Annotated in this window: 16 protein-coding genes, 2 riboswitches and 1 other annotated feature; of the genes, 3 read left to right on the top strand and 13 right to left on the bottom strand. The window is 30.2% G+C overall.

Annotation, left to right across the window (positions count from 1 at the left end; all coding sequences use genetic code 11):
* Window positions 1–79: 79 nt before the first annotated feature.
* From cysK to ACTNBA_RS05305, 8 genes are all read right to left on the bottom strand, one after another.
* Window positions 80–1,009, bottom strand: a complete 930-nt coding sequence (cysK, locus tag ACTNBA_RS05340) for a cysteine synthase A (RefSeq protein WP_150841785.1) — start codon at window positions 1,007–1,009, stop codon at window positions 80–82.
* A gap of 36 nt (window positions 1,010–1,045) precedes the next feature.
* Entirely contained in the window at window positions 1,046–1,567 is a 522-nt protein-coding gene (epsC, locus tag ACTNBA_RS05335; RefSeq protein ID WP_346866911.1) for a serine O-acetyltransferase EpsC, read from the bottom strand.
* A gap of 131 nt (window positions 1,568–1,698) precedes the next feature.
* Window positions 1,699–1,930 (bottom strand) — a binding site (T-box leader).
* A gap of 111 nt (window positions 1,931–2,041) precedes the next feature.
* The gene (locus ACTNBA_RS05330; RefSeq protein WP_441072938.1) at window positions 2,042–4,420 is read right to left on the bottom strand and encodes a homocysteine S-methyltransferase family protein; all 2,379 of its coding nucleotides are present in this window, start codon (window positions 4,418–4,420) and stop codon (window positions 2,042–2,044) included.
* Window positions 4,410–5,090 carry a methionine synthase gene (locus ACTNBA_RS05325; protein ID WP_346866909.1) on the bottom strand — a complete coding sequence of 227 codons (681 nt, stop codon included), beginning with the start codon at window positions 5,088–5,090 and terminating at the stop codon, window positions 4,410–4,412. The genes ACTNBA_RS05330 and ACTNBA_RS05325 overlap by 11 nt, the downstream gene beginning before the upstream one ends.
* Before the next feature lie 36 nt (window positions 5,091–5,126).
* Window positions 5,127–6,014: a methylenetetrahydrofolate reductase [NAD(P)H] gene (metF, locus tag ACTNBA_RS05320; RefSeq protein WP_150841781.1), complete on the bottom strand. Its 888-nt coding sequence runs from the start codon at window positions 6,012–6,014 to the stop codon at window positions 5,127–5,129.
* Window positions 6,015–6,049: 35 nt separating this feature from the next.
* Window positions 6,050–7,276, bottom strand: coding sequence for a homoserine dehydrogenase (locus ACTNBA_RS05315; protein WP_441072937.1), 1,227 nt, complete (start codon window positions 7,274–7,276; stop codon window positions 6,050–6,052).
* A gap of 40 nt (window positions 7,277–7,316) precedes the next feature.
* Window positions 7,317–8,201: a homoserine O-acetyltransferase/O-succinyltransferase family protein gene (locus tag ACTNBA_RS05310; protein WP_441072936.1), complete on the bottom strand. Its 885-nt coding sequence runs from the start codon at window positions 8,199–8,201 to the stop codon at window positions 7,317–7,319.
* Window positions 8,202–8,205: 4 nt separating this feature from the next.
* Window positions 8,206–9,504, bottom strand: a complete 1,299-nt coding sequence (locus tag ACTNBA_RS05305; RefSeq protein WP_441072935.1) for an O-acetylhomoserine aminocarboxypropyltransferase/cysteine synthase family protein — start codon at window positions 9,502–9,504, stop codon at window positions 8,206–8,208.
* 113 nt (window positions 9,505–9,617) lie between these two features.
* Window positions 9,618–9,735, bottom strand: a riboswitch (SAM riboswitch).
* Window positions 9,736–9,824: 89 nt separating this feature from the next.
* Window positions 9,825–9,930, bottom strand: a riboswitch (SAM riboswitch).
* A gap of 246 nt (window positions 9,931–10,176) precedes the next feature.
* Between ACTNBA_RS05305 and ACTNBA_RS05300 the strand changes: the two genes are divergently transcribed.
* The gene (locus tag ACTNBA_RS05300) at window positions 10,177–11,493 is read left to right on the top strand and encodes a hemolysin family protein (RefSeq protein ID WP_441072934.1); all 1,317 of its coding nucleotides are present in this window, start codon (window positions 10,177–10,179) and stop codon (window positions 11,491–11,493) included.
* A gap of 142 nt (window positions 11,494–11,635) precedes the next feature.
* Here ACTNBA_RS05300 and ACTNBA_RS05295 read toward each other — a convergent pair whose 3' ends face one another.
* Entirely contained in the window at window positions 11,636–13,378 is a 1,743-nt protein-coding gene (locus ACTNBA_RS05295; protein WP_441072933.1) for an ABC transporter ATP-binding protein, read from the bottom strand.
* Between the two features lie 40 nt (window positions 13,379–13,418).
* On the bottom strand, window positions 13,419–15,122 hold the full coding sequence (locus ACTNBA_RS05290; protein ID WP_441072932.1) for an ABC transporter ATP-binding protein: 1,704 nt from the start codon (window positions 15,120–15,122) through the stop codon (window positions 13,419–13,421).
* 168 nt (window positions 15,123–15,290) lie between these two features.
* Between ACTNBA_RS05290 and ACTNBA_RS05285 the strand changes: the two genes are divergently transcribed.
* Both ACTNBA_RS05285 and ACTNBA_RS05280 read left to right on the top strand, forming a co-directional pair.
* Complete coding sequence (locus ACTNBA_RS05285) at window positions 15,291–16,019, top strand: hypothetical protein (RefSeq protein WP_441072931.1); 729 nt, start codon at window positions 15,291–15,293, stop codon at window positions 16,017–16,019.
* The gene (locus ACTNBA_RS05280) at window positions 16,016–17,137 is read left to right on the top strand and encodes an anti-sigma-I factor RsgI family protein (RefSeq protein ID WP_441072930.1); all 1,122 of its coding nucleotides are present in this window, start codon (window positions 16,016–16,018) and stop codon (window positions 17,135–17,137) included. Before ACTNBA_RS05285 ends, ACTNBA_RS05280 begins: the two co-directional genes overlap by 4 nt.
* Before the next feature lie 278 nt (window positions 17,138–17,415).
* On the opposite strand, the gene bioA is transcribed toward ACTNBA_RS05280, so the two are convergent.
* From bioA to bioB, 3 genes are read right to left on the bottom strand one after another with little or no spacing between them, the layout of a single operon-like run.
* Window positions 17,416–18,777, bottom strand: coding sequence for an adenosylmethionine--8-amino-7-oxononanoate transaminase (bioA, locus tag ACTNBA_RS05275; RefSeq protein WP_441072929.1), 1,362 nt, complete (start codon window positions 18,775–18,777; stop codon window positions 17,416–17,418).
* Between the two features lie 18 nt (window positions 18,778–18,795).
* The gene (bioD, locus tag ACTNBA_RS05270) at window positions 18,796–19,521 is read right to left on the bottom strand and encodes a dethiobiotin synthase (RefSeq protein WP_441072928.1); all 726 of its coding nucleotides are present in this window, start codon (window positions 19,519–19,521) and stop codon (window positions 18,796–18,798) included.
* A complete protein-coding gene (gene bioB, locus ACTNBA_RS05265) occupies window positions 19,514–20,497 on the bottom strand; it encodes a biotin synthase BioB (RefSeq protein ID WP_441072927.1) in 984 nt (327 codons plus the stop codon). The genes bioD and bioB overlap by 8 nt, the downstream gene beginning before the upstream one ends.
* Window positions 20,498–20,517: the final 20 nt, after the last annotated feature.

The following is a 20,517-nucleotide window of genomic DNA, read 5'->3' as shown; positions in this document are numbered from 1 at the left end:
AATACAATATGAATTATTTAAATTTCAATTAACAAAAAGAAGGGTATAACTTTACCCCTTCTCCTTAACTAGTTATACTCTATATAAAATTTGGAATTGATAAATATCTTTCTCCAGTATCCGGTAGTAAAACAACTATAGTTTTCCCTTCATTTTCTGGCTTAAGAGCTAATTCTGTAGCTGCTTTTAATGCAGCTCCTGAAGATATTCCAACTAACAATCCTTCAGTCTTTGTTAGTTCCTTAATTGTATCAAAAGCATCATCATTAGATACTTTTACGATTTCATCATAAACTTCTTTATTTAAAGTCTCTGGAATAAATCCAGCACCTATTCCTTGAATTTTATGAGGTCCTGCTTTACCCTCTGATAACACAGGTGAATCTTCTGGTTCTACTGCTACAACTGACACCTTTGAATTTTTTGACTTTAAGAATTCACCCGTTCCAGTTATAGTTCCTCCTGTTCCAACTCCAGCTACAAAAATATCTACTTCACCATCAGTATCTTCCCAAATTTCTGGTCCTGTAGTTGCTTTATGAATTGCTGGATTAGCTTGATTTACAAATTGTCCGGGAATAAATGAATTTGGAATTTCACCAGCTAACTCTTCAGCCTTAGCTATTGCTCCCTTCATCCCTTTAGCACCTTCTGTTAACACAATCTCAGCTCCATAAGCCTTCATCAAGTTTCTTCTTTCAATACTCATAGTTTCTGGCATCACTAATTTTATTTTATATCCTCTTGCTGATGCCACTGAAGCAAGCCCTATACCAGTATTTCCACTAGTTGGTTCAATAATAACGGAATCTTCATTTAAAATTCCTCTAGCCTCTGCATCATCAATCATTGCCTTTGCAATTCTATCCTTTACACTTCCTGCTGGGTTAAAATATTCTAATTTTGCAACTATAGTTGCTTTTAAATTGTGCTTTTTATTATAATTTGAAAGCTCTAATAGTGGTGTATTTCCTATTAATTCTGTTAAACTCCTATAAATCTTTTTCATGAATAATTCCTCCCTATATTTTATTAAAATTTAATATTATTTTTTATTTAAAGGTTTTGCAGCTATTCCTACTACAGTTGAATTTTCTTCTGTAGATTGTAGTACTACTGAGTTAGATCCTATTTTGGTTCCTCTACCAATATATATATTTCCTAGAACCTTAGCACCAGCTCCAATAATTACATCCTCTCCTATAGTTGGATGCCGTTTTCCCTTTTCATTACTCGTTCCACCAAGTGTAACTCCATGATACATAGTTACATTATCTTTAATTTCTGCTGTTTCACCAATTACCACCCCCATTCCATGATCAATAAATAAACCTCTTCCTATTTTAGCTCCTGGATGTATTTCTATACCTGTAATAAATCTACTGATATTTGAAATAAATCTTGCTAAAAAGAATAATTTTTTTCTATATAAAAAATTAGATATTCTATAAAATATAAGAGACTTTATGTGAGGATATAATAAAAATATCTCAATCCTACTTCTAGCTGCAGGATCTCTTGGAAAAACTGAGTCTATATCATATTTAAGCGATTTTAAAAAGTTCATAATATATTTCCTCCATAAAACTTTCAATTGTAAAACCATAAATCAACAATATACTTATTTTTAATCTAAATAATTAACTTCATACTATCTTTAAGCTATTTTAGAGATAAAAAAAACGCCTCTAAGATAAACTTAGAGACGGATAATATCCGCGGTTCCACTCTATTTGGTAAAAAAATAACCCCACTCTTCAAGTACTATCATACTCTATTAATATAACGGTTAAAACCGCGATAGCCTACTTAATTCGGTATCGTACTCCAAAGGGCACTTCATATATAATTCCAATAAATATCCTTTCAGCTAATGGATATTCTCTCTGAATCTTCATTAAATATTACTTTCCTTCTTCAATGTATTTGTATAATTAAATTATTATGTTTTATTATATGCACATAAATAAAAAATGTCAACTAGTTTTATTTATGTACATATATTTTTTTGTTAATAATTTTTAATAAGATGTAACTTGTTTTATCCCAATACTTTCCTAGCTATGGTTACAGATTCCTTTGCATCTTTAGCATAAAAATCTGCTTTAATCATATTTGCATATTCCTCATTAAGTACCGCTCCACCCACCATAACTACACAATCTGGCTTAGTCCTTTTTAGTTCAAATATGGTTTCTTCCATATTTTTAACTGTAGTACTCATTAGGGCGCTAAGTCCTATTAGCTTAACATTATTTTTAATAACAGCTTCTACTATCTTTTCCTTAGAAACATCTTTTCCTAAGTCGATAATCTCATAGTTATAATTCTCCAGAAGTACCTTTACTATATTTTTTCCTATATCATGTATATCACCTTTTACAGTGGCTAATACTATCTTTCCTTTTGAAATCTCAGTATCAGTTCCCTTGCTTAACTTATCTTTTATAACCTTGAAGGATTCTTTTACTGTTTCTGCAGATTGAATTAGTTGTGGAAGAAATATATTTCCATCTTCATATTTTTCCCCTACAATATCTAAGGCAGGAATTATATATTCATTTACAATTTCTAATGGTTGTTTATTTTCTAATAACTTCACTGTAGCTATTTTAGCTTCTTCTTTAATACCTTTTAATATTATTTTAAATAAATCATCTTGAATATTGTTCACATCTTTTTTTATAGGTATTTGTTCTTTAGATATATTTTCATTATATTTTAAATATTCCTTTGCTCCCTTATCTTCATCCCATAAAACTTTAGAGGCTACTATTGTGTCCATGATTTCTTTATTTAAGGGATTTATTATAGGTAAATCCAAACCCGCAAATAAACTTGCTGCTAAAAATGTTTTATTTAGAATTTCCCTATTAGGTAATCCAAAAGATACATTGGATACTCCAAGTACAGTCTTTACATTTAACTTCTCTTTTACTAAGGAAAGTGCTTTTAAAGTTTCCTTAACATCTTTCTGTTGGGCAGCAGCTGTTAATGTTAAGCAATCTATATATATGTCTTTTTTATCTATACCATAACTTTCTGCTGTTTTTACTATTTTTTCAGCTATTCTAAATCTTTCTTCCCCACTTGAAGGTATTCCTCTTTCATCTAAAGTAAGTCCCACTACAGCAGCTCCATATTTTTTCACTATAGGTAAGATATTTTCTAAAACTTTATTTTCTCCATTTACTGAATTAACTATAGCCTTACCATTATAATATCTTAATCCCATTTCTATAGCTTTAGCATTTGTAGAATCTATCTGAAGAGGTACGTCCAATATGGATTGTATTTCTTTAATAACCTTAACCATTATTTCTTCTTCATTTATTTCTGGAAGACCTACATTAACATCTAAAATATGAGCTCCTGCATCAACTTGAGCTATAGCCTCTCTAAGAATATAATCTAAATCTCCATTTCTTAATGCTTCCTTAAATAATTTTTTACCTGTAGGATTTATCCTTTCTCCTATTACTTTGACCTGATCAATAATTACTGCTTTAGTAGGAGTGCATACACCACTTAAAGGACTATATTTCTTGTCTTTTATTTCTACTTTCTTTAAAGCTTTTACTAGACTTTCTATATGTCTATCTGTTGTACCACAGCATCCTCCTATTACTTTTACACCTTTTTCTTTAAACTTTGCTCCGTAAATTGCAAATTCTTCTGGCAAAATATTAAATATCATATCACCCTTTATAATATTAGGTAATCCTGCATTAGGCTGGACCATTACAGGCACTTTAGATGTGTTTAATATTTCATCTATTATAGGTTCTATTTCTTTAGGTCCTAAAGAACAGTTAACTCCAAGAGCGTCTACGCCTAACCCTTCTAGTACCATTACCATAGATATGGCATTGCACCCTGTGAAAGTCCTCTTATCTGCCTCAAAGCTCATTGTACAAAATACTGGCAAATCTGAATTTTCCTTAGCTGCTAATACTGCGGCCTTTGCTTCGTATAAGTCTGTCATGGTTTCTATTAAGATTAAATCAACACCACTTTTTACCCCTTGAATAATCTGCCTTTTAAAAATATTATAGGCTTCATCAAAGGTTAAAGTCCCCATGGGCTCTAATAGTTCACCAATGGGACCTATATCTAAAGCTACATATACTTGTTTATTCTTAGTAGCTATTTTTGCATTTTCTACTGCTGAATGAATTATTTTCTCTACACTAAAATTACTATTTTTAAGCTTAATTTCGTTAGCTCCAAAGGTGTTGGTAGTAATAACATTTGCACCAGCTTCAATATAAGCTTTGTGTATTTGAATTATTATTTTTGAATCAGTAATATTTAACATTTCCGGTAATTCACCTAACTGTAATCCACTACTTTGCAACATAGTACCCATAGCACCATCAAAAATTAAAATTCCTTCTTTCAATTTTTCTTTAATTCCCACATCTATCATCCCCTTTTCTAAACATACAATTAGAATATTTATTACACTGTAAACAGCTTATCTTCTTTATGCAATTATTCCCTCTTTTAACAACCCCTACTATGGCTGTAACAGATTTTCTTGGTATTAAAATACTATTAGAGGATGCAGTAAGCCCTATAGATTTTTCTGCACTGAGCATAGTGAGAAATTTTTTTTGTATATCTATGGGTAAGTCTCCATATCCAGGACTATACCTAGATGTTAGTGTATTGTTTTCATTTTGTACAACTTCCTCCACCTCTTCACATATTCTATCACATAGTTCTTCTATAGCTGTTGTAGCACAAGCATCTAGTATTAATGCCTTAGTCATGCTTATCTTTTCATAATATCTTATTTTTTCATCTACACTATTTCCTAGAGTTGCAGCCATTAAGATACAGACTTCTGATTTATCTAAGTGCTTTCTAATATCGTCTCCTGCTATACTAAAATTGCTATTTAAAATACATATTCTATCCTTCTCTTTCCTAATGTTAAAGAATTTATATACATATCTAGCTTTAATTAAACTTCTCATTTCATCCATTGATTCATCAATTAAATCATTAGTAACTTTATCTAAAACTTGATTTTTATATCCTAAATATCTTAAAACCTCATGTTTATTTTGTAGAAATTTATTCATGGGCAAACTCCACCTCCCTTATTCATTAATTATATATTAAATTACTTGTCTTTTATTTATAGAATTTAGTATTGATCCAATGCTATTAGTAATTCTTTTAGCTATATATGGATTGTTCATTGTATAAAGATGTATTCCCCTTACACCAGTAGAAACTAAATCCACTATTTGTTCTAATGCATATGCTATTCCTGCATCTCTCAGTGCATCCTTATCATGCTCATATCTATTTATTATTTTTATGAACTTGGAGGGTAGATTAGCTCCACAAAGAGAAACTATCCTTTCAATTTGTTTTTTATTGGTTACTGGCATAATACCTGCTTGAATAGGTACCTCTATACTACTTTTTTCTACAGAATTTAAAAATTTATAGAAATAATTATTATCAAAGAATAGCTGGGAAATTAAATATTCTGCTCCTGCATTCTCCTTTAACTTTAATATTTCAATTTCCCTATCTATATCTCTACTTTCAATATGACCTTCAGGATAGCAAGCTGCTGCTATTCCAAATTCCTTGGTTTCCTTTATGTGGTTTATTAGTTCTTGAGAATTATTAAACTCTCCTATTGAGGGATTTCCTTCAAGAACATCTCCCCTCAAAGCTAATATATTTTCGACTCCATTTTCATTTAAATTTTCTAAAATTCCATTTATTTCACTTTTAGTAGAACCTATACACGTTAAATGTGCTAATGCCTCTATACCATATTTATTTTTAACTAAAGATGATAACTCACATGTTCTATTATTATTAACACTTCCACCAGCTCCATAGGTAATACTAATATAGTCAGGATTCAAACCTTGTAATCCCTCTAAAGTATCGTATATAGTCTCTATTGGTGATGTAGGTTTAGGTGGAAATATTTCAAAAGAAAAAACTACTTCTTTTTCCTTAAATAACTCTTTTATATGCATTTACTATACCCCCTCTTAGAATAATACAATATTTGTTATCTAATAACAGCATAAAACTCATCATTAATGGAGTTTTTAATGTTACTAATAAATTTACTTATTTTTACAGAATCTATATCTTTAGAGGTAAATATAATATTTTCACCAGTTTTTATCATTTTATCAACTATTTTTTCTTCTTTAATAAGGTTTAATACCTTCTCATCTAATCCATGTTTAGGACTTATTCTTATATAATATATATCCTTAACTAAATCTGTATTATTGCATAATTTATCTTCTTCCCGATTTATTCCACAACTTCCATAATTATTATATATAATATCAAGAACATCACTTACCACAGCATTTGCTGTAGGTAGTTTACCCGCACCTGCACCATAAAATTTCAGCTCTCCTATATCATTCCCAGTAATAGACACTAAATTATTAGCATCTTCTACCTTTGCATAAAATGAATCCTTAGGCAAAATATTAGGCTCTACAGATAAATAATAGTTATTTTCATTAAATAAAGCCTTTGCTAATAGTTTTACCGTATATCCTAATTCCTTTATTGCCTTCATATCTACTGCCTTAATAGTTCTAATGCCTCTACAGTAAATATCTTCTTCTTTTATCTCTCTTTTAAAGGCTATGGTAGATAAAATTGCTAATTTTCTTCTAACATCATATCCGTCAATATCATCCGTTGGATCCGCTTCCGCATAACCTAACTTTTGAGCAATGTCCAGCGCCTGTGAAAAGTCTAGGTTTTCTTTAATCATCTTACTTAATATAAAGTTAGAAGTACCGTTTAATATACTATTTATCTCTTTAATATCATTTAAGGTTACTTGTTGTTTTAAAGGTTTAACAATAGGAACACCACCTGCCACACTAGCTTCATATAAAAATGCTATTTTATTTTTATTTGCTAAATCTATAAGTTCCTTCATATGCCTTGCAACCACCGCCTTATTTGCAGTTATAACATGTTTCCCTTTTGTTAAAGCATATTTTATATATTCATAAGCTTCTTTTATTCCTCCTATAGCTTCTATGACTATATCTATATCTGGATCATCTAAAATAAAATAAGGATTATCTGTTAGTTTATTTTTACAATCCTTTATACTCCTATCCTTATTTATATCTTTAATAAGAATTTTACTTATAGATAGTTCATCACCCACTAATGTTTTAAAAATCCTTTTTCTTTTATATATAATTTCATAAACTCCTGTGCCTACAGTTCCAAATCCTAATAATCCTATATTCATAAAAACATCACTCCTCTTTTAATATAATTAGTTGCATATTTTAACTTTTTACTAAATATTCTCTTACCCAATTTGAGAATAAACGCTGTGAATTACTACTCCAATCTAAGTTAATTTCTTGGCTAGAATCATCACTTGGAAAATAATTTTTAGGTACGCTTATATTAAATCCACTTTTTATATCTCTTTCATATTCCTTTTTTAAAGTACATCTCTCATACTCAGGATGTCCTGTAATATAGATTTGTTTTTTATCTCTTGTGCTTACTATATAGATACCTGATTCTTCTGATTCGCATAGGACTTCTAATTCTTTTATTTTTTCTATATCTTGTTTTCTAACTCTCCCATATCTTGAATGAGGAACTATAAATCCATCATTAATCTCTTTTAATAGAGGCTCCTTTTTCTTTACAATTACATGAGGAAAAACTCCAAAAATCTTTTCTGTTGTTACACATTTATTTATTCCAAAATTGTGGTATAAACCAGCCATTGTTGCCCAACATATATATAATGTAGACTTAACTTTTTTATTTAAAAAATCAATTACTCTCTGTAGTTCCTTCCAGTATTCGATATCATTAAAATTTAAAAATTCTAAGGGAGCTCCCGTAATAATAGCCCCGTCATAATTACTATTTGCTACCTGATTTAGGGTTTTATAATTTCTCTCTAAATAGGTTCTATCTGTATTTAGTGGTGTATGGGTTTCCATATACAAGAAATCTACCTTTATACTTGTATTCATATTGCCAAATATACTTAAAAACTGAAATTCTGTTTCACACTTTTTAGGCATTAAATTTACAATTAAAATACGTATCACATCTGAATTGTAACTGTGAGAAGCATCTTCAATTTGAATTCCATGTTCAATTAACTTATTTACTGATAAAAGATTTTTATCTATTATTAAGGACATTCCATCACCATTCCTTTAAAACTGCTTTTTTAAGAGCTTGATCTATATCTTCTATAAGGTCATCCACATCTTCTATTCCAATAGAAAGTCTTATCATATCTGATGTAACTCCGGCATTTAATTGTTCCTTTTCATTTAATTGAGCATGAGTAGTACTTGCTGGATGTATTACAAGAGATTTTGCATCTGCAACATTAGCAAGATGAGAAAATATGCTAAGTGATTCAATAAATCTTACGCCTTCCTTTACTCCACCTTTTATGCCAAATGTAAATATGGAACCAACACCCTTTGGAAAATACTTTTGTGAAAGAGCATAGTATTTATTACCTTCTAAGCTAGGATAATTTACCCATGATACAAGTGGATGTTGTTGTAAAAACTCCGCAATCCTTTTAGCATTTGACACATGTCTTTCAACTCTCAATGAAAGTGTCTCCAAGCCTTGTAAAAATAAAAATGAGTTAAAAGGACTTAAGGATGCTCCTGTATCTCTTAAACGTTGTACTCTAGCTTTTACAATATAAGCTGCTGCTCCTATATCTTTTGCATATACTATACCGTTATAACTAGAATCTGGTTTGTTAAACTCTGGGAACCTCGGGTTATTCAACCATTGGAATTTTCCAGAATCTACAATTATTCCACCTATTGAAGTTCCATGTCCCCCTATAAACTTTGTTGCAGAATGAACTACAATATCAGCTCCATGTTCTATTGGACGTATAAGGTATGGTGTCCCAAATGTATTATCTACAATTAGTGGTATATTGTGCTCATGAGCAATATTGGCTACCTCTTCAATATCAATAAGATTTATCCCTGGATTTCCTATAGTTTCCAAATAAATAGCCTTAGTTTTATTATTTATAGACTTTCTAAAATCTTCTATGATATCTGGATTTACAAATACGGTTTTAATAGCTAACTTAGTAAGAGTTGTAGATAAAAGATTGTATGTGCCTCCATATAAAGTGCTAGCTGCAACTATTTCATCTCCTGCTCCTGCTATGTTAATTATTGCGTATGTGATTGCAGCAGAACCAGATGCAACTGCAAGAGCACCCACACCCCCTTCTAAAGCTGCCACTCTTTTCTCAAAAACATCCGTTGTTGGATTCATTATTCTTGTGTAAATATTTCCTTCTTCCTTTAAAGCAAATAGATTAGCTCCATGCTCAACGCTATTAAAAGCATAGGATGTAGTCTGGTATATGGGAACTGCTCTAGAGCCTGTTGCACTATCTATTTCCTGACCTCCATGAACTTGTAACGTATCAAATTTTAATTTTCTTTCTCCCATTTTAATCTCTCCTTAAAATATTTTATTAGAAAACATAAAATCCCCTTTCATCTAAATTTAAATAATCTAGATGAAAGGGGATTTACATACAAGGGTACCCATGTTATAGCTCCCTCTCATCTTTCTCTAATTTTGTAAAATTAGAGTAGGAATTGGCACCTTTTCAGACAAATGGGTCTGAAGGTTGCCGAGGTTTCATAGGGCCTATCCCTCCACCTCTCTTGATAAGAGTTTCATTATTAAATTTTAAATAGTATAATTTCTAAAAACAATTTGAAAACAAAAAACCTCTTTCACTGAAAGAGGTTGTAACAATCGTCTTCTTATCTTTCAGCTCATACTGTAGGATTTAGCACCATATATGTAGATGAACACATTGGTTGCTGGGTTTCATAGGGCCTATCCCTCCACCTCTCTTGATAAGTATTATATTAAATATTTTATTACATATCATTATAATGACTATGAATATCTATGTCAATAGATTTTTTATTTAATAGCTAATTAAACCATAGAGTATTAAAGTAAATACTATATATCCATAGATTTAATAAGGAGACTTGATTCTTTTGCCATATTTAACCTTAAATAATTAAGTCTGTTATTTGATTACCTATAAATTAGTATGCTATAATAAGCTCACTACATTTTAAAATAAGGGGGAATATAAGAATGGACGGGAGCCCCAGTGGCAGTTTTATTCTAATCTTTTTACTAATCTTAATAAATGCTTTCTTTGCATCTGCAGAGATGGCAATTGTATCTTTAAACAAAACTAAACTAAATCTTTTAGCGGATGAAGGTAATAAGAAGGCCTTACTTCTTCAAAAAATTTTAAAGGATCCTAATAATTTCTTATCTACTATCCAAGTAGGAATTACCTTTGCAGGTTTCTTTGCATCTGCTTCAGCAGCTACATCTATTTCTGTAGGCTTTTCAGATACACTATCTGGATTTGGTATACCATACAGTGATAAAATAGCTCTAGTTGTTATAACCTTGCTTATATCTTATCTAACGTTAGTTCTAGGAGAACTAGTTCCAAAGAGAATAGCTCTTCAAAATTCAGAGAAGGTAGCTATGTTTTCTATAAAAGCTATAGTTCTTATAGCTAAATTTACTAAACCTTTCGTATGGTTTTTATCTTGCTCCACTAATCTTATAATGAAACTCTTTGGAATTAAGACAGATGGTATGGAAGATCAGGTTTCAAGAGAAGAAATCAGAAGTCTTATTGAAATTGGCCAAGAACAGGGCGCTATTAATAAGATAGAACGTGAGATGATTGATGGTATAATTGAGTTTGATGACACCATGGCTAAAGAAATTATGACACCAAGAACAGAGGCTTATCTACTAGAAGTAAATGATTCCATTAAAGACAACATAAGTTATATCCTGAGTGAAAGTTTTTCTAGAATACCTGTCTATGATAAGGACTTTGATAATATTGTAGGCGTGCTTTATATGAAAGATATATTTGCAAGTATAGTAGAAAAGGGCATAGATAATATTTCTATTAAAGATATAATGAAAAAACCTTATTTTGTTCCTGAGACAAATTCTATTGATAATTTATTCAGAGAACTTCAGACAAATAGGAATCATATGGCTATATTAATAGATGAATATGGTGGGTTTTCAGGTATTGTTACCATAGAAGACATTATTGAAGAAGTAATGGGAGAAATTTGTGATGAATATGATGATGAACAACCTGAAATAGAAAAAGTAGATGAGGAAAACTATATAGTTAGTGGATTACTTACCCTATCTGATTTGAATGATTTTTTAAATCTCTCTTTAGATTCAGAGGTTGCAGATACCATAGGTGGTTTATTCCTTGAAACCTTTGGAACTTTCCCTAAGGACACAAATAACCATCAAGTTCAAATAGATAATGTAACCCTAAAACTTTTAGCCTTAGATGATAGAAGAATAGATAAGATTCATCTTATAATAAATAAAAGCAACAGCATTGAATTTTAATTTCAAGTAAATAATTAAATTGAATATAAATTTGGCTATCTAAAAAAACTAATACCATTAAATAAATTTACACTTATATTGTTAAGTGCAAATTTATCTTTATAGTATTAGTTAATTATTTGAAGATAGCCTTTTTTATTAATTATTCAAACTGAGAATTATATAATTGACTATAAAAACCCTTTTGTTTTAATAACTCCACATGATTTCCTTGTTCAACTATATTCCCATTATTAACCACTAGAATATGATCTGCATTCCTTATGGTAGAAAGCCTATGTGCAATTACAAAGCAGGTTTTATCCTTCATTAAATTTCTCATAGCCTTTTGAATTTGAACTTCCGTTCTAGTATCAACATTAGAAGTTGCTTCATCTAAAATAAGCATCTTTGCATCCAAAAGCATAGCCCTTGCTATGGTTAGCAGTTGTTTTTGTCCTTTAGATACATTAGCTCCATCATCAGTAATTACTGTATCATAGCCCTTAGGAAGTCTTTTTATATATGAATGAATTTTAGCTGCCTTAGCTGCTTCTACAACATCTTCCATAGTTGCATTTTCATTACCATAAGCAATATTTTCAAATATACTTCCTTCAAATAGCCATGTATCTTGAAGTACCATAGCATAAGCTTTTCTTAAACTCTTACGTGTAACCTGTGATATTGAATTTTCATCTACCTTAATCTCCCCTTCATTAACATCATAGAATCTCATGAGAAGATTAATTAAAGTAGTTTTTCCTGCTCCTGTAGGGCCTACTATAGCAATCATACTTCCAGCAGGTACATTCATACTAAGATTCTTAAGAATAATCTTATTCTTATTATATCCAAAGGAAATATTCTCTACCTTCACATTTCCTTCCATATCCACAAGCTCTTTGGCTCCTGCTTTATCTCCTACCTCTGATAGCTCATCCATTAATTGAAAAATTCTTTCAGCAGCAGAAAGGGAGGATTGAAATTCTCCCATGATATTAGCCGCTTCATTAATAGGTCCTGAAAATTTTCTAGAATACAGTACAAAGGAAGATATGTTTCCTAAAGTCATTTGTCCAAAAAGATACATAATAGCACCAAAAATACTGATAAGAGTTAGTGATAAATTATTCATAAAGTTAACTGAAGGACCAACCATAGAACCATAATAATCAGCACGATAATAAGCATTTACTGCTTCTTCATTTTTACTTGCAAATTTTTTCTTTGTGTTTTCTTCTTGATGATAAGCCTTTAAAGTCTTTTGACCTGATACAAACTCCTCTACCATTCCATTAAGTTCCCCTAATTTTCTTGAACGATTACGAAACATTGGTCTTGTTACCCTAGTTATTCTTTTAGTAAGTATAATAGACATAGGAACTGTAAATACAAATACTAAAACTAACTTTTCAGATATCATAACCATAGACCCAAAGGATATAATCACAGTAATTATACTTGAGCAAATGCTCACTAAATCAGATGTTAAGGTAGAATTTAAAGTATCCACATCATAGGAAATTTTGCTTATGATATCTCCTGTTGCATGGGTATCAAAATATCCTACTGGAAGAGATAATAATCTATCAAATAAATCTTTTCTTAGTCTATAGGATATTCTCTTGCTAATTTCTAGCATAAGTACTGATAAAATATAAGCTAAAATAGAAGATAAAATATAGAATCCAATCATAAGTCCACAGTAATAATATATCTTAGAAAAATTTACTGCCCCTCTTCCAACATTAATATTATCTATAGCATAACCTGATAACATTGGACCAATTAAGGCAAATACGTTAGAACCTATGGATAATATAATTGCTATGATAATTAATATCTTGTATTCAAATAAATAGGACATTACTCTTTTTAATGTATTCTTTTTTCTATCCTTCATAAATTAAAAATGTCCTCCTTTTTACTTTGATTTCCATAACTTATTCTCCCATCTGAGACTTATTAATTTCTTTATATACATCACAACTTTCAATAAGTTCTTCATGAGTTCCATACCCTATAACATAACCATCTTCTAATACACAGATGTGGTCTGCATTAAAAATCGAACTAATTCTTTGAGCAATCATTATAGTTGTAGTATCTTTAAAATGTTCTGTAAGATTTTTTCTTAGTACAGCGTCTGTCTTATAATCTAAAGCACTAGAAGAATCATCTAAAATTAATATTTCTGGGTGTGCTGCTATGGCTCTGGCTATAAGCATTCTTTGTTTTTGTCCACCACTTAAATCTGCACCTCTTACTGCAACTTTAGTATTAAAGCCTTCTGCCTTGCCTTCAATAAACTCAGTTGCCTTAGCATAATCTGCTGCTGATCTTATATCACTATTCTCTAGAGTTCTTCCAAACTTAATGTTTTCATAAATTGTATCCGTGCTTATAAAATCGTTTTGAAATACCACTCCAAACTTTTCTCTTAACTTTTTCATATTAATAGATCTAATATCTTGTCCATTTATATAAATAGAACCCTGATCTACATCATAAAATCTCATTAATAATTTAATTAAAGTAGATTTTCCTGAGCCTGTAGCCCCTATAATACCTAGAGTTTCACCTTTTTTAACTCCAAAGGTTATATTACTCACATTTTCTTCTTTATGATTATAAGAAAAAGAGACATTCTGAAATTCAATAGCATAATCTGTATCTATAATTGGTATATTCCTAATTGGCAATTCTTCTTTCTCATTTAGTATTTCAGTGATACGCTTTGCGGAAGCACTTGCTTTGGAGTAATTAGTAAATACTCTGGAAATAAATAAAAGGGAATTTAATATTAAAGTTACATATGTTAAAAATGCAATTATTGCTCCTGGTTTAATGGCTCCACTATTTACTCTGTAAGCTCCAGCCAAAATAACAAATACTGTCCCCACATTTAAGCAAAGGTTCATTACTGGATTTAGTATAGCCATAACCATACCACTCTTCTTTTCTTGAATTACTGTAGCATCATTCCGAGCATTAAATCTTTCCTTCTCATGTTCTTCCTTTGATAAAGCCTTAATTACACGAATTCCTGTAACATCTTCACGAACTACACGTACAAAATCATCTACTTTTTTCTGAACAATTGAATACATAGGGATACCTACTTTTGATATGTACATAATAGTGATAAAAATAATAGGCATTACTGAAATCATTACTAAAGTTAGTAATGGATCTAATGTCAATGTTATAATTATTCCACCAATAAGCATTATTGGAGCTCTAATACCTAGTCTTTGCATCATTCCCACCATCTGATGGATGTTATAAGTATCCGTGGTAGCTCTAGAAATTAAAGAAGGTAGTGTAAAAGCATCCACTTGTCTATCAGAAAGACATATCATTTTAGAGAATAAATCATTTCTAACTCGCTCTGTGGTATCTCTTGCCACCTTTGAAGCCATTCTGTTAGCTAATATATTAAAAGTTACTGCACAAATGGCACATAAAAGCATAATTCCACCCCAAATTAAAATTAGAGATACCTGCTTTAATGGAATAATTTCATCAATCATATAAGACAAAATCCATGGAATTGCTAGTTCTACAATAGTTCCAGTAAACTTTATTGAAAATCCTATAAGCATGTTTACTCTATAAGGTTTTAAATACTTAAATATTTGCTTCATAATATTCCACCTTTAAGATATAATATATTTCGTTTTCCTAAATATATTATATCTTAAAGTTTTTAAAAAATCTATTTTAAAATTCAGAAATTTGCTTTAGCGATTTATAGTTCTAAAGGTTTACCTAATAATTTTTAGATGATAGAATAATAAGAATAAGGAGGTGCCATGTTGAGAGAAATAGATTATATGGCTATAGATGCTGCTAATAATCAGGATCTATTAAATAGTTTCATTGAGCAAAATGAATTGTTTATTTTGAAATGTACATCAAGAATAACCCGAAAATACATAACTAAAAGTGATGATGAATGGTCTGTTTCACTTCAGGCATTTGTACAAGCAATTAAAGGCTACGAATTAATTAAAGGAAACTTTCTCAGTTTTGCCGAGCTTATAATTCGTAGGCGTCTTATTGATTATCTTAGGCTTCAGAAGAAATATAACTTAGAATTATCCGTAAATCCTGCCATATTTAATTGTCAGTTAGACGAAAATGAAAATGATAAAGATATTGCACTTGGACTTGCAGTAGCAGAAAAGATAATTCACCAAGAAAATTATACACTAAAATTTGAGATTGAAGCTGCAAATGAAGTATTTTTCTATTATGGCTTTTCTTTTTTAGATTTATCTACATGTTCACCTAAAGCAAAAAAGACAAAATCGTCCTGTGCAAAAGTTGTAGTATATTTACTCAATAACCCAATATTAATTAATGAGTTACAAAGTTCAAAACAACTACCATTAAAAATAATTGAAAAAAATTTAAATGTACCCCGAAAAATATTAGAACGTCACCGAAAATATATAATAGCAGCAGTAGAGATACTATCCGGAGAGTATCCAAATCTAGCTTACTATTTCAGGTACATCAGAGAGGAGATTAATAAATGAAATCTGTTGTTGTAGAAATCAAGGCTGGCTATGCTGCAGTCCTTTCTGAAGATGGCTGCATATCAAAAGTAAAAGATAAAAATTATATCATTGGACAGGTGATTGAAATGAAAAGTAGCAATTTAAAAAATATAAATAAATTGGTAATGTGTTCTGCTTTAACTGCTATGATTGCAATTGTAGGAGGCATAACACTATGGGCCTATAAAACACCTTACTCCTATGTGAGTTTAGATGTAAATCCTTCTATTGAATATTCTTTAAATCGTTTTGACAAGGTAATTAGTGTAACTGCAGTTAATGATGATGGTCAGGAAATTCTTAATGAACTTGAATTGAACAAGCTTGAAAATCAAAAAATTGAAGATGCAGTTGCTGAAACCGTTAATCAAATTAGTGAAGATGGTTATTTTGATAATAGCATTGATAATGACATTGATGGTGGAATTATTATTGCAACTTCTGGTGAAGATCAAGAAAAATCAGATGAACTTGCTGAAAAACTACAAGAAAGTTTAGAAACTGAAATTGAAGAAATAGGTGAAGATATTACCCTTGAAACTATAAGTGTTGGATTTGAACGAGTACAAAAAGCCAAAGAACTGGGTGTAACACCTGGTAAACTAAATTTAGTTGAAAAACTACAAAATAGTTCTTCAAATCCAGAAAGCATTATTCTTGAAGAGTGGTTAAACAAACCTGTTAAAGAAATTATGAGTGCTATCAAGGAAAATAAGAAAGCTAAAATAGAACAAACTGAAACTTCTGATGAAGATGAATCTACTGAAGAATCAACTACAGATAGTACAGAAGTGGCAGATGAAATAAAAACTGATAAAGCCCTAACTAAAGAAGCTGAAAATACCAATGATACTAAATCTACTCAGGAAAGAGCTAGCCAAAAATCTCAGAATAAAATAGAAAAAGCTACTAACAAGCTTGAAAAGACTGAGAATAAAGCTAATAAAAAATCTGAAGTAACTGAGAAAAAAAATAACAACAATACTGAAAAATCTAAAGAAAAAATACCTAACAAGCCTGAGAAATCTAAAGAAAAAACACCTAACAAACCTGAAAATCCAGGAAAAAAAGGTAATGAAAAATCAAATAAAAACTAATAATAGTTTTTATATATATTACTTATATAACTAAAGATAAAAATATAATTTAAACAAACTAAAGATAAAAACATAAATTAAATAAACTAAAGATAAAAACATCGTAAAGTACAAAAAAAATACAAAGAGTATGCCCCTAATGCCCCCATACTCTTTGTATTTTTTATATGCCTATAAACACCCCTGAAACCCGCATAAACAGAACAACTATTTAACTAGTTTAATAGTTAAATATCTATATATAATACTAGTTTAATATTTACATATTTATTTTACTGTTATTCTATTTTAAAATTATACTTAAAATATTCTTCTATACTTTCAAAGCAAATATCTATCATAAATTCTATTTCATCTTTACTTATTACATAAGGAGGTATGAAATAAAGTACATCACCTATAGCTCTTAATAGTAACCCTTTCTTCAATGCTATTTTATAAATCTCATAACCTACTCTACTTTGCCAAGAATATCTCTCCTTGGTATCTCTATCCTTTACTATTTCAATAGCAGTTATCATGCCTATACTTCTTACTTCTCCTATATGACTACAATTCTTTGCTCTTTCTATTGTAAGTTTTTCTATTAATCTTCCCTTAACTTTATTATTTTCTATTATATTTTCTTCTTCAAATATTTTTAGATTTTCTAAAGCAATAGCACAAGCCATAGCATTTCCTGCATAGGTATGACTATGTAAAAAAGATTTTCTTTCTGAATAATCACCATAAAAACAATTATATATTTCATTAGTAGTCATAACTACAGACATTGGCATATATCCTGCAGAAATACCCTTTGAAAGGCACATAAAATCTGGACTTATATCTGCATGATTACATGCAAACATCTCTCCTGTTCTTCCAAATCCCATGGCAATTTCGTCTACTATCAAATGTACATCATACTTATCACAAAGATTACGAAGTTTTTTTAGATAAAAAGGTGAATAAATTTTCATTCCTGCTGCACCTTGAACCATTGGTTCAACTATTACAGCACTTATCTCTTCATGATTTTTAACTAAACATTTTTCCATAGCTTCAAAGCATTCAGCACTACATTTATCTCTAGTACAGCCATATTTACACCTATAACAATCTGGTCCATTAATCCTAAGAGTATCTAAAAGCAAGGGTTTATATATCATATTAAAGGTATCAATATCACACACAGATAGAGCACCTAAAGTTTCTCCATGATAGGCATCACTTAAAGCTACAAATTTCTTCTTTTTAGTTTTATTTCTTTGCATATTATAGTGAAAACTCATCTTTAAAGCTATTTCCACTGCAGAAGATCCATTATCTGAATAAAATACTTTATTTAATCCTTCTGGTGTTATGCTTACTAACTTTTCTGCTAAGTCAATAGCCGGTTTATTTGAAAAATTAGCAAAGATAACATGTTCTATTTCATCAATTTGATTCTTTATGGCTTTATTTAATCTTTTATTGCTATGACCTAGGGTATTTGTCCACCAAGATGATATACAATCTAAATACTTGTTTCCATTAATATCATAAAGCCAAACACCTTCTCCTCTTTCAATAACTATAGGATTAAGCTCTTCGTAATCCTTCATCTGTGCACAAGGATGCCATATATATTCTAAATCTCTTTTTACATAATCCTTCATATAAACACCTACCCTTTACTACAATTCTTCCATCCATTCTATAATACTTTTATCATTAAAAATCCTTGATGCAGCAGTTCTTATATTATCTATATTACCTTTATCCAAGTTATCTATAGTTTTAAATTTACCTACAATAGAAATTCCAGTAAGTTTTTCAATAACCTTAATATTGTCTTTAATTATATAATTGTCTTCATAATTATTTATAATAATTCCTTTTACTTTGATTCCCATGGACTCCATATATTTCACAGTAAGTACTGAATGATTTATTGTTCCCACTCCACCTCTAGCTACAACCACGGTACTCATATTTAAATCCTTAATAAGGTCACCTAGTGTATATATTTCTTCATCTCGATTTATTAGAGGACATATTATACCACCACTACCTTCTGCAATTATAAAATCATATTTTTCTTTTAGCTTCTCAAATTTAGCCTTTATAATATTTAGATCTATAGGTTTATCTTCTATTTGGGCAGCTAAATGTGGAGATATCGCTGTCTTAAATATATATGGAGTTATATTTTCATAAGGTTCCTTTAATCCACTAACCTGACTTACTAAGTCAGTATCTCCAGGAATTAGTTTATCACCTTTTTCTATAGCCCCACTTAAAGCTCCCTTAAAATATGTTGCTCTGTGCCCTTTACTTCTAAGGACATGAATCAGTCCTGCAGTTATAACAGTTTTTCCTACATCTGTATCCGTTCCAACTATAAATATCCCCTTAGCCATTACTTCTAACCTCCAACTTTAGCTCACTTATCATTTTCTTATCATCACATATTTTATTACCAGAAGTGGTTAAATAATTTCCAGTAATAGTAGCATTTGCACCTGAGTTAAAGCATTCCTTCCCCAAATCCCTAATGAGATTTCTACCACCAGCTAATCTGATTAAAGCTTTAGGGTTTATAAACCTAAAAATAGCAATGGTCTTTAAAATATCCTTTTGACTTAAATTTTTAGAATCTTCAAGAGGCGTACCTTTTACAGGATTAAGTACATTCACCGGAATAGACATAATCTTTAATTCTTTCAATTGAAAAGCAAGATTAATTCTATCAACCCAACTTTCACCAAGTCCAATAATTCCTCCTGAACATACAGGTATACCTGCCTTCTGTGCAGCTTTTATGGTATCTATTCTTTCTTCATAACTATGAGTTGTACATATTTCCTTATAAAATTCCCTACTTGTTTCTAAGTTGTGATGATACATAGTTATTCCTCTTTCCTTTAACTTAAGTAGCTTATCGTACTCAAGTATTCCTAAAGAGGCACATAATTTCATCTTTAGTTCTCTATTAAGTTTTTCATATATATCTAAAACTTTCTCAAAATCACTACTTGTAATCCCTCTACCACTAGTAACTAAAGAGAATCTATTTACTCCCTCTGATTCATTTTCCTTTGCTAACTTTAATGCTACTTCCTTTGAAGCTAAATCATAGACTTCTGCATTAGTATTATAATGAACAGATTGCGCACAAAATTTACAATCTTCAGAACATCTACCTGATTTTGCATTCATGATAGAGCAAAGATCTACCTTATTACCACAAAAAGTTTTTCTTATATTATTAGCACTAAGACATAATTGTTCAATCTCCTCATTATTTCTAAGCTCTGTTAATGCCATTGCTTCTTGAAAATTTATGTATTCACCTGATAAAATTCTTATCTCTAAATCCTTAATAAAACTTTTCATACTTCAAGCCTTCTTTCACT

Origin of the sequence: Clostridium sulfidigenes (genome assembly GCF_052067195.1) — a bacterium.
GTDB lineage: Bacteria > Bacillota > Clostridia > Clostridiales > Clostridiaceae > Clostridium_J > Clostridium_J sulfidigenes.
Note: the sequence above shows the minus strand (reverse complement) of the source record. Positions and strands in the feature narration are given on the sequence as shown.

Bases quoted from the DNA above. Each gene is read 5' to 3' on its own strand.
- cysK (WP_150841785.1), bottom strand. From the start codon at position 1,009: ATGAAAAAGATTTATAGGAGTTTAACAGAATTAATAGGAAATACACCA.
- epsC (WP_346866911.1), bottom strand. From the start codon at position 1,567: ATGAACTTTTTAAAATCGCTTAAATATGATATAGACTCAGTTTTTCCA.
- ACTNBA_RS05325 (WP_346866909.1), bottom strand. From the start codon at position 5,090: ATGAATAAATTTCTACAAAATAAACATGAGGTTTTAAGATATTTAGGA.
- metF (WP_150841781.1), bottom strand. From the start codon at position 6,014: ATGCATATAAAAGAGTTATTTAAGGAAAAAGAAGTAGTTTTTTCTTTT.
- ACTNBA_RS05315 (WP_441072937.1), bottom strand. From the start codon at position 7,276: ATGAATATAGGATTATTAGGATTTGGAACTGTAGGCACAGGAGTTTAT.
- ACTNBA_RS05310 (WP_441072936.1), bottom strand. From the start codon at position 8,201: ATGTCCTTAATAATAGATAAAAATCTTTTATCAGTAAATAAGTTAATT.
- ACTNBA_RS05305 (WP_441072935.1), bottom strand. From the start codon at position 9,504: ATGGGAGAAAGAAAATTAAAATTTGATACGTTACAAGTTCATGGAGGT.
- ACTNBA_RS05300 (WP_441072934.1), top strand. From the start codon at position 10,177: ATGGACGGGAGCCCCAGTGGCAGTTTTATTCTAATCTTTTTACTAATC.
- ACTNBA_RS05295 (WP_441072933.1), bottom strand. From the start codon at position 13,378: ATGAAGGATAGAAAAAAGAATACATTAAAAAGAGTAATGTCCTATTTA.
- ACTNBA_RS05290 (WP_441072932.1), bottom strand. From the start codon at position 15,122: ATGAAGCAAATATTTAAGTATTTAAAACCTTATAGAGTAAACATGCTT.
- ACTNBA_RS05285 (WP_441072931.1), top strand. From the start codon at position 15,291: ATGTTGAGAGAAATAGATTATATGGCTATAGATGCTGCTAATAATCAG.
- ACTNBA_RS05280 (WP_441072930.1), top strand. From the start codon at position 16,016: ATGAAATCTGTTGTTGTAGAAATCAAGGCTGGCTATGCTGCAGTCCTT.
- bioA (WP_441072929.1), bottom strand. From the start codon at position 18,777: ATGAAGGATTATGTAAAAAGAGATTTAGAATATATATGGCATCCTTGT.
- bioD (WP_441072928.1), bottom strand. From the start codon at position 19,521: ATGGCTAAGGGGATATTTATAGTTGGAACGGATACAGATGTAGGAAAA.
- bioB (WP_441072927.1), bottom strand. From the start codon at position 20,497: ATGAAAAGTTTTATTAAGGATTTAGAGATAAGAATTTTATCAGGTGAA.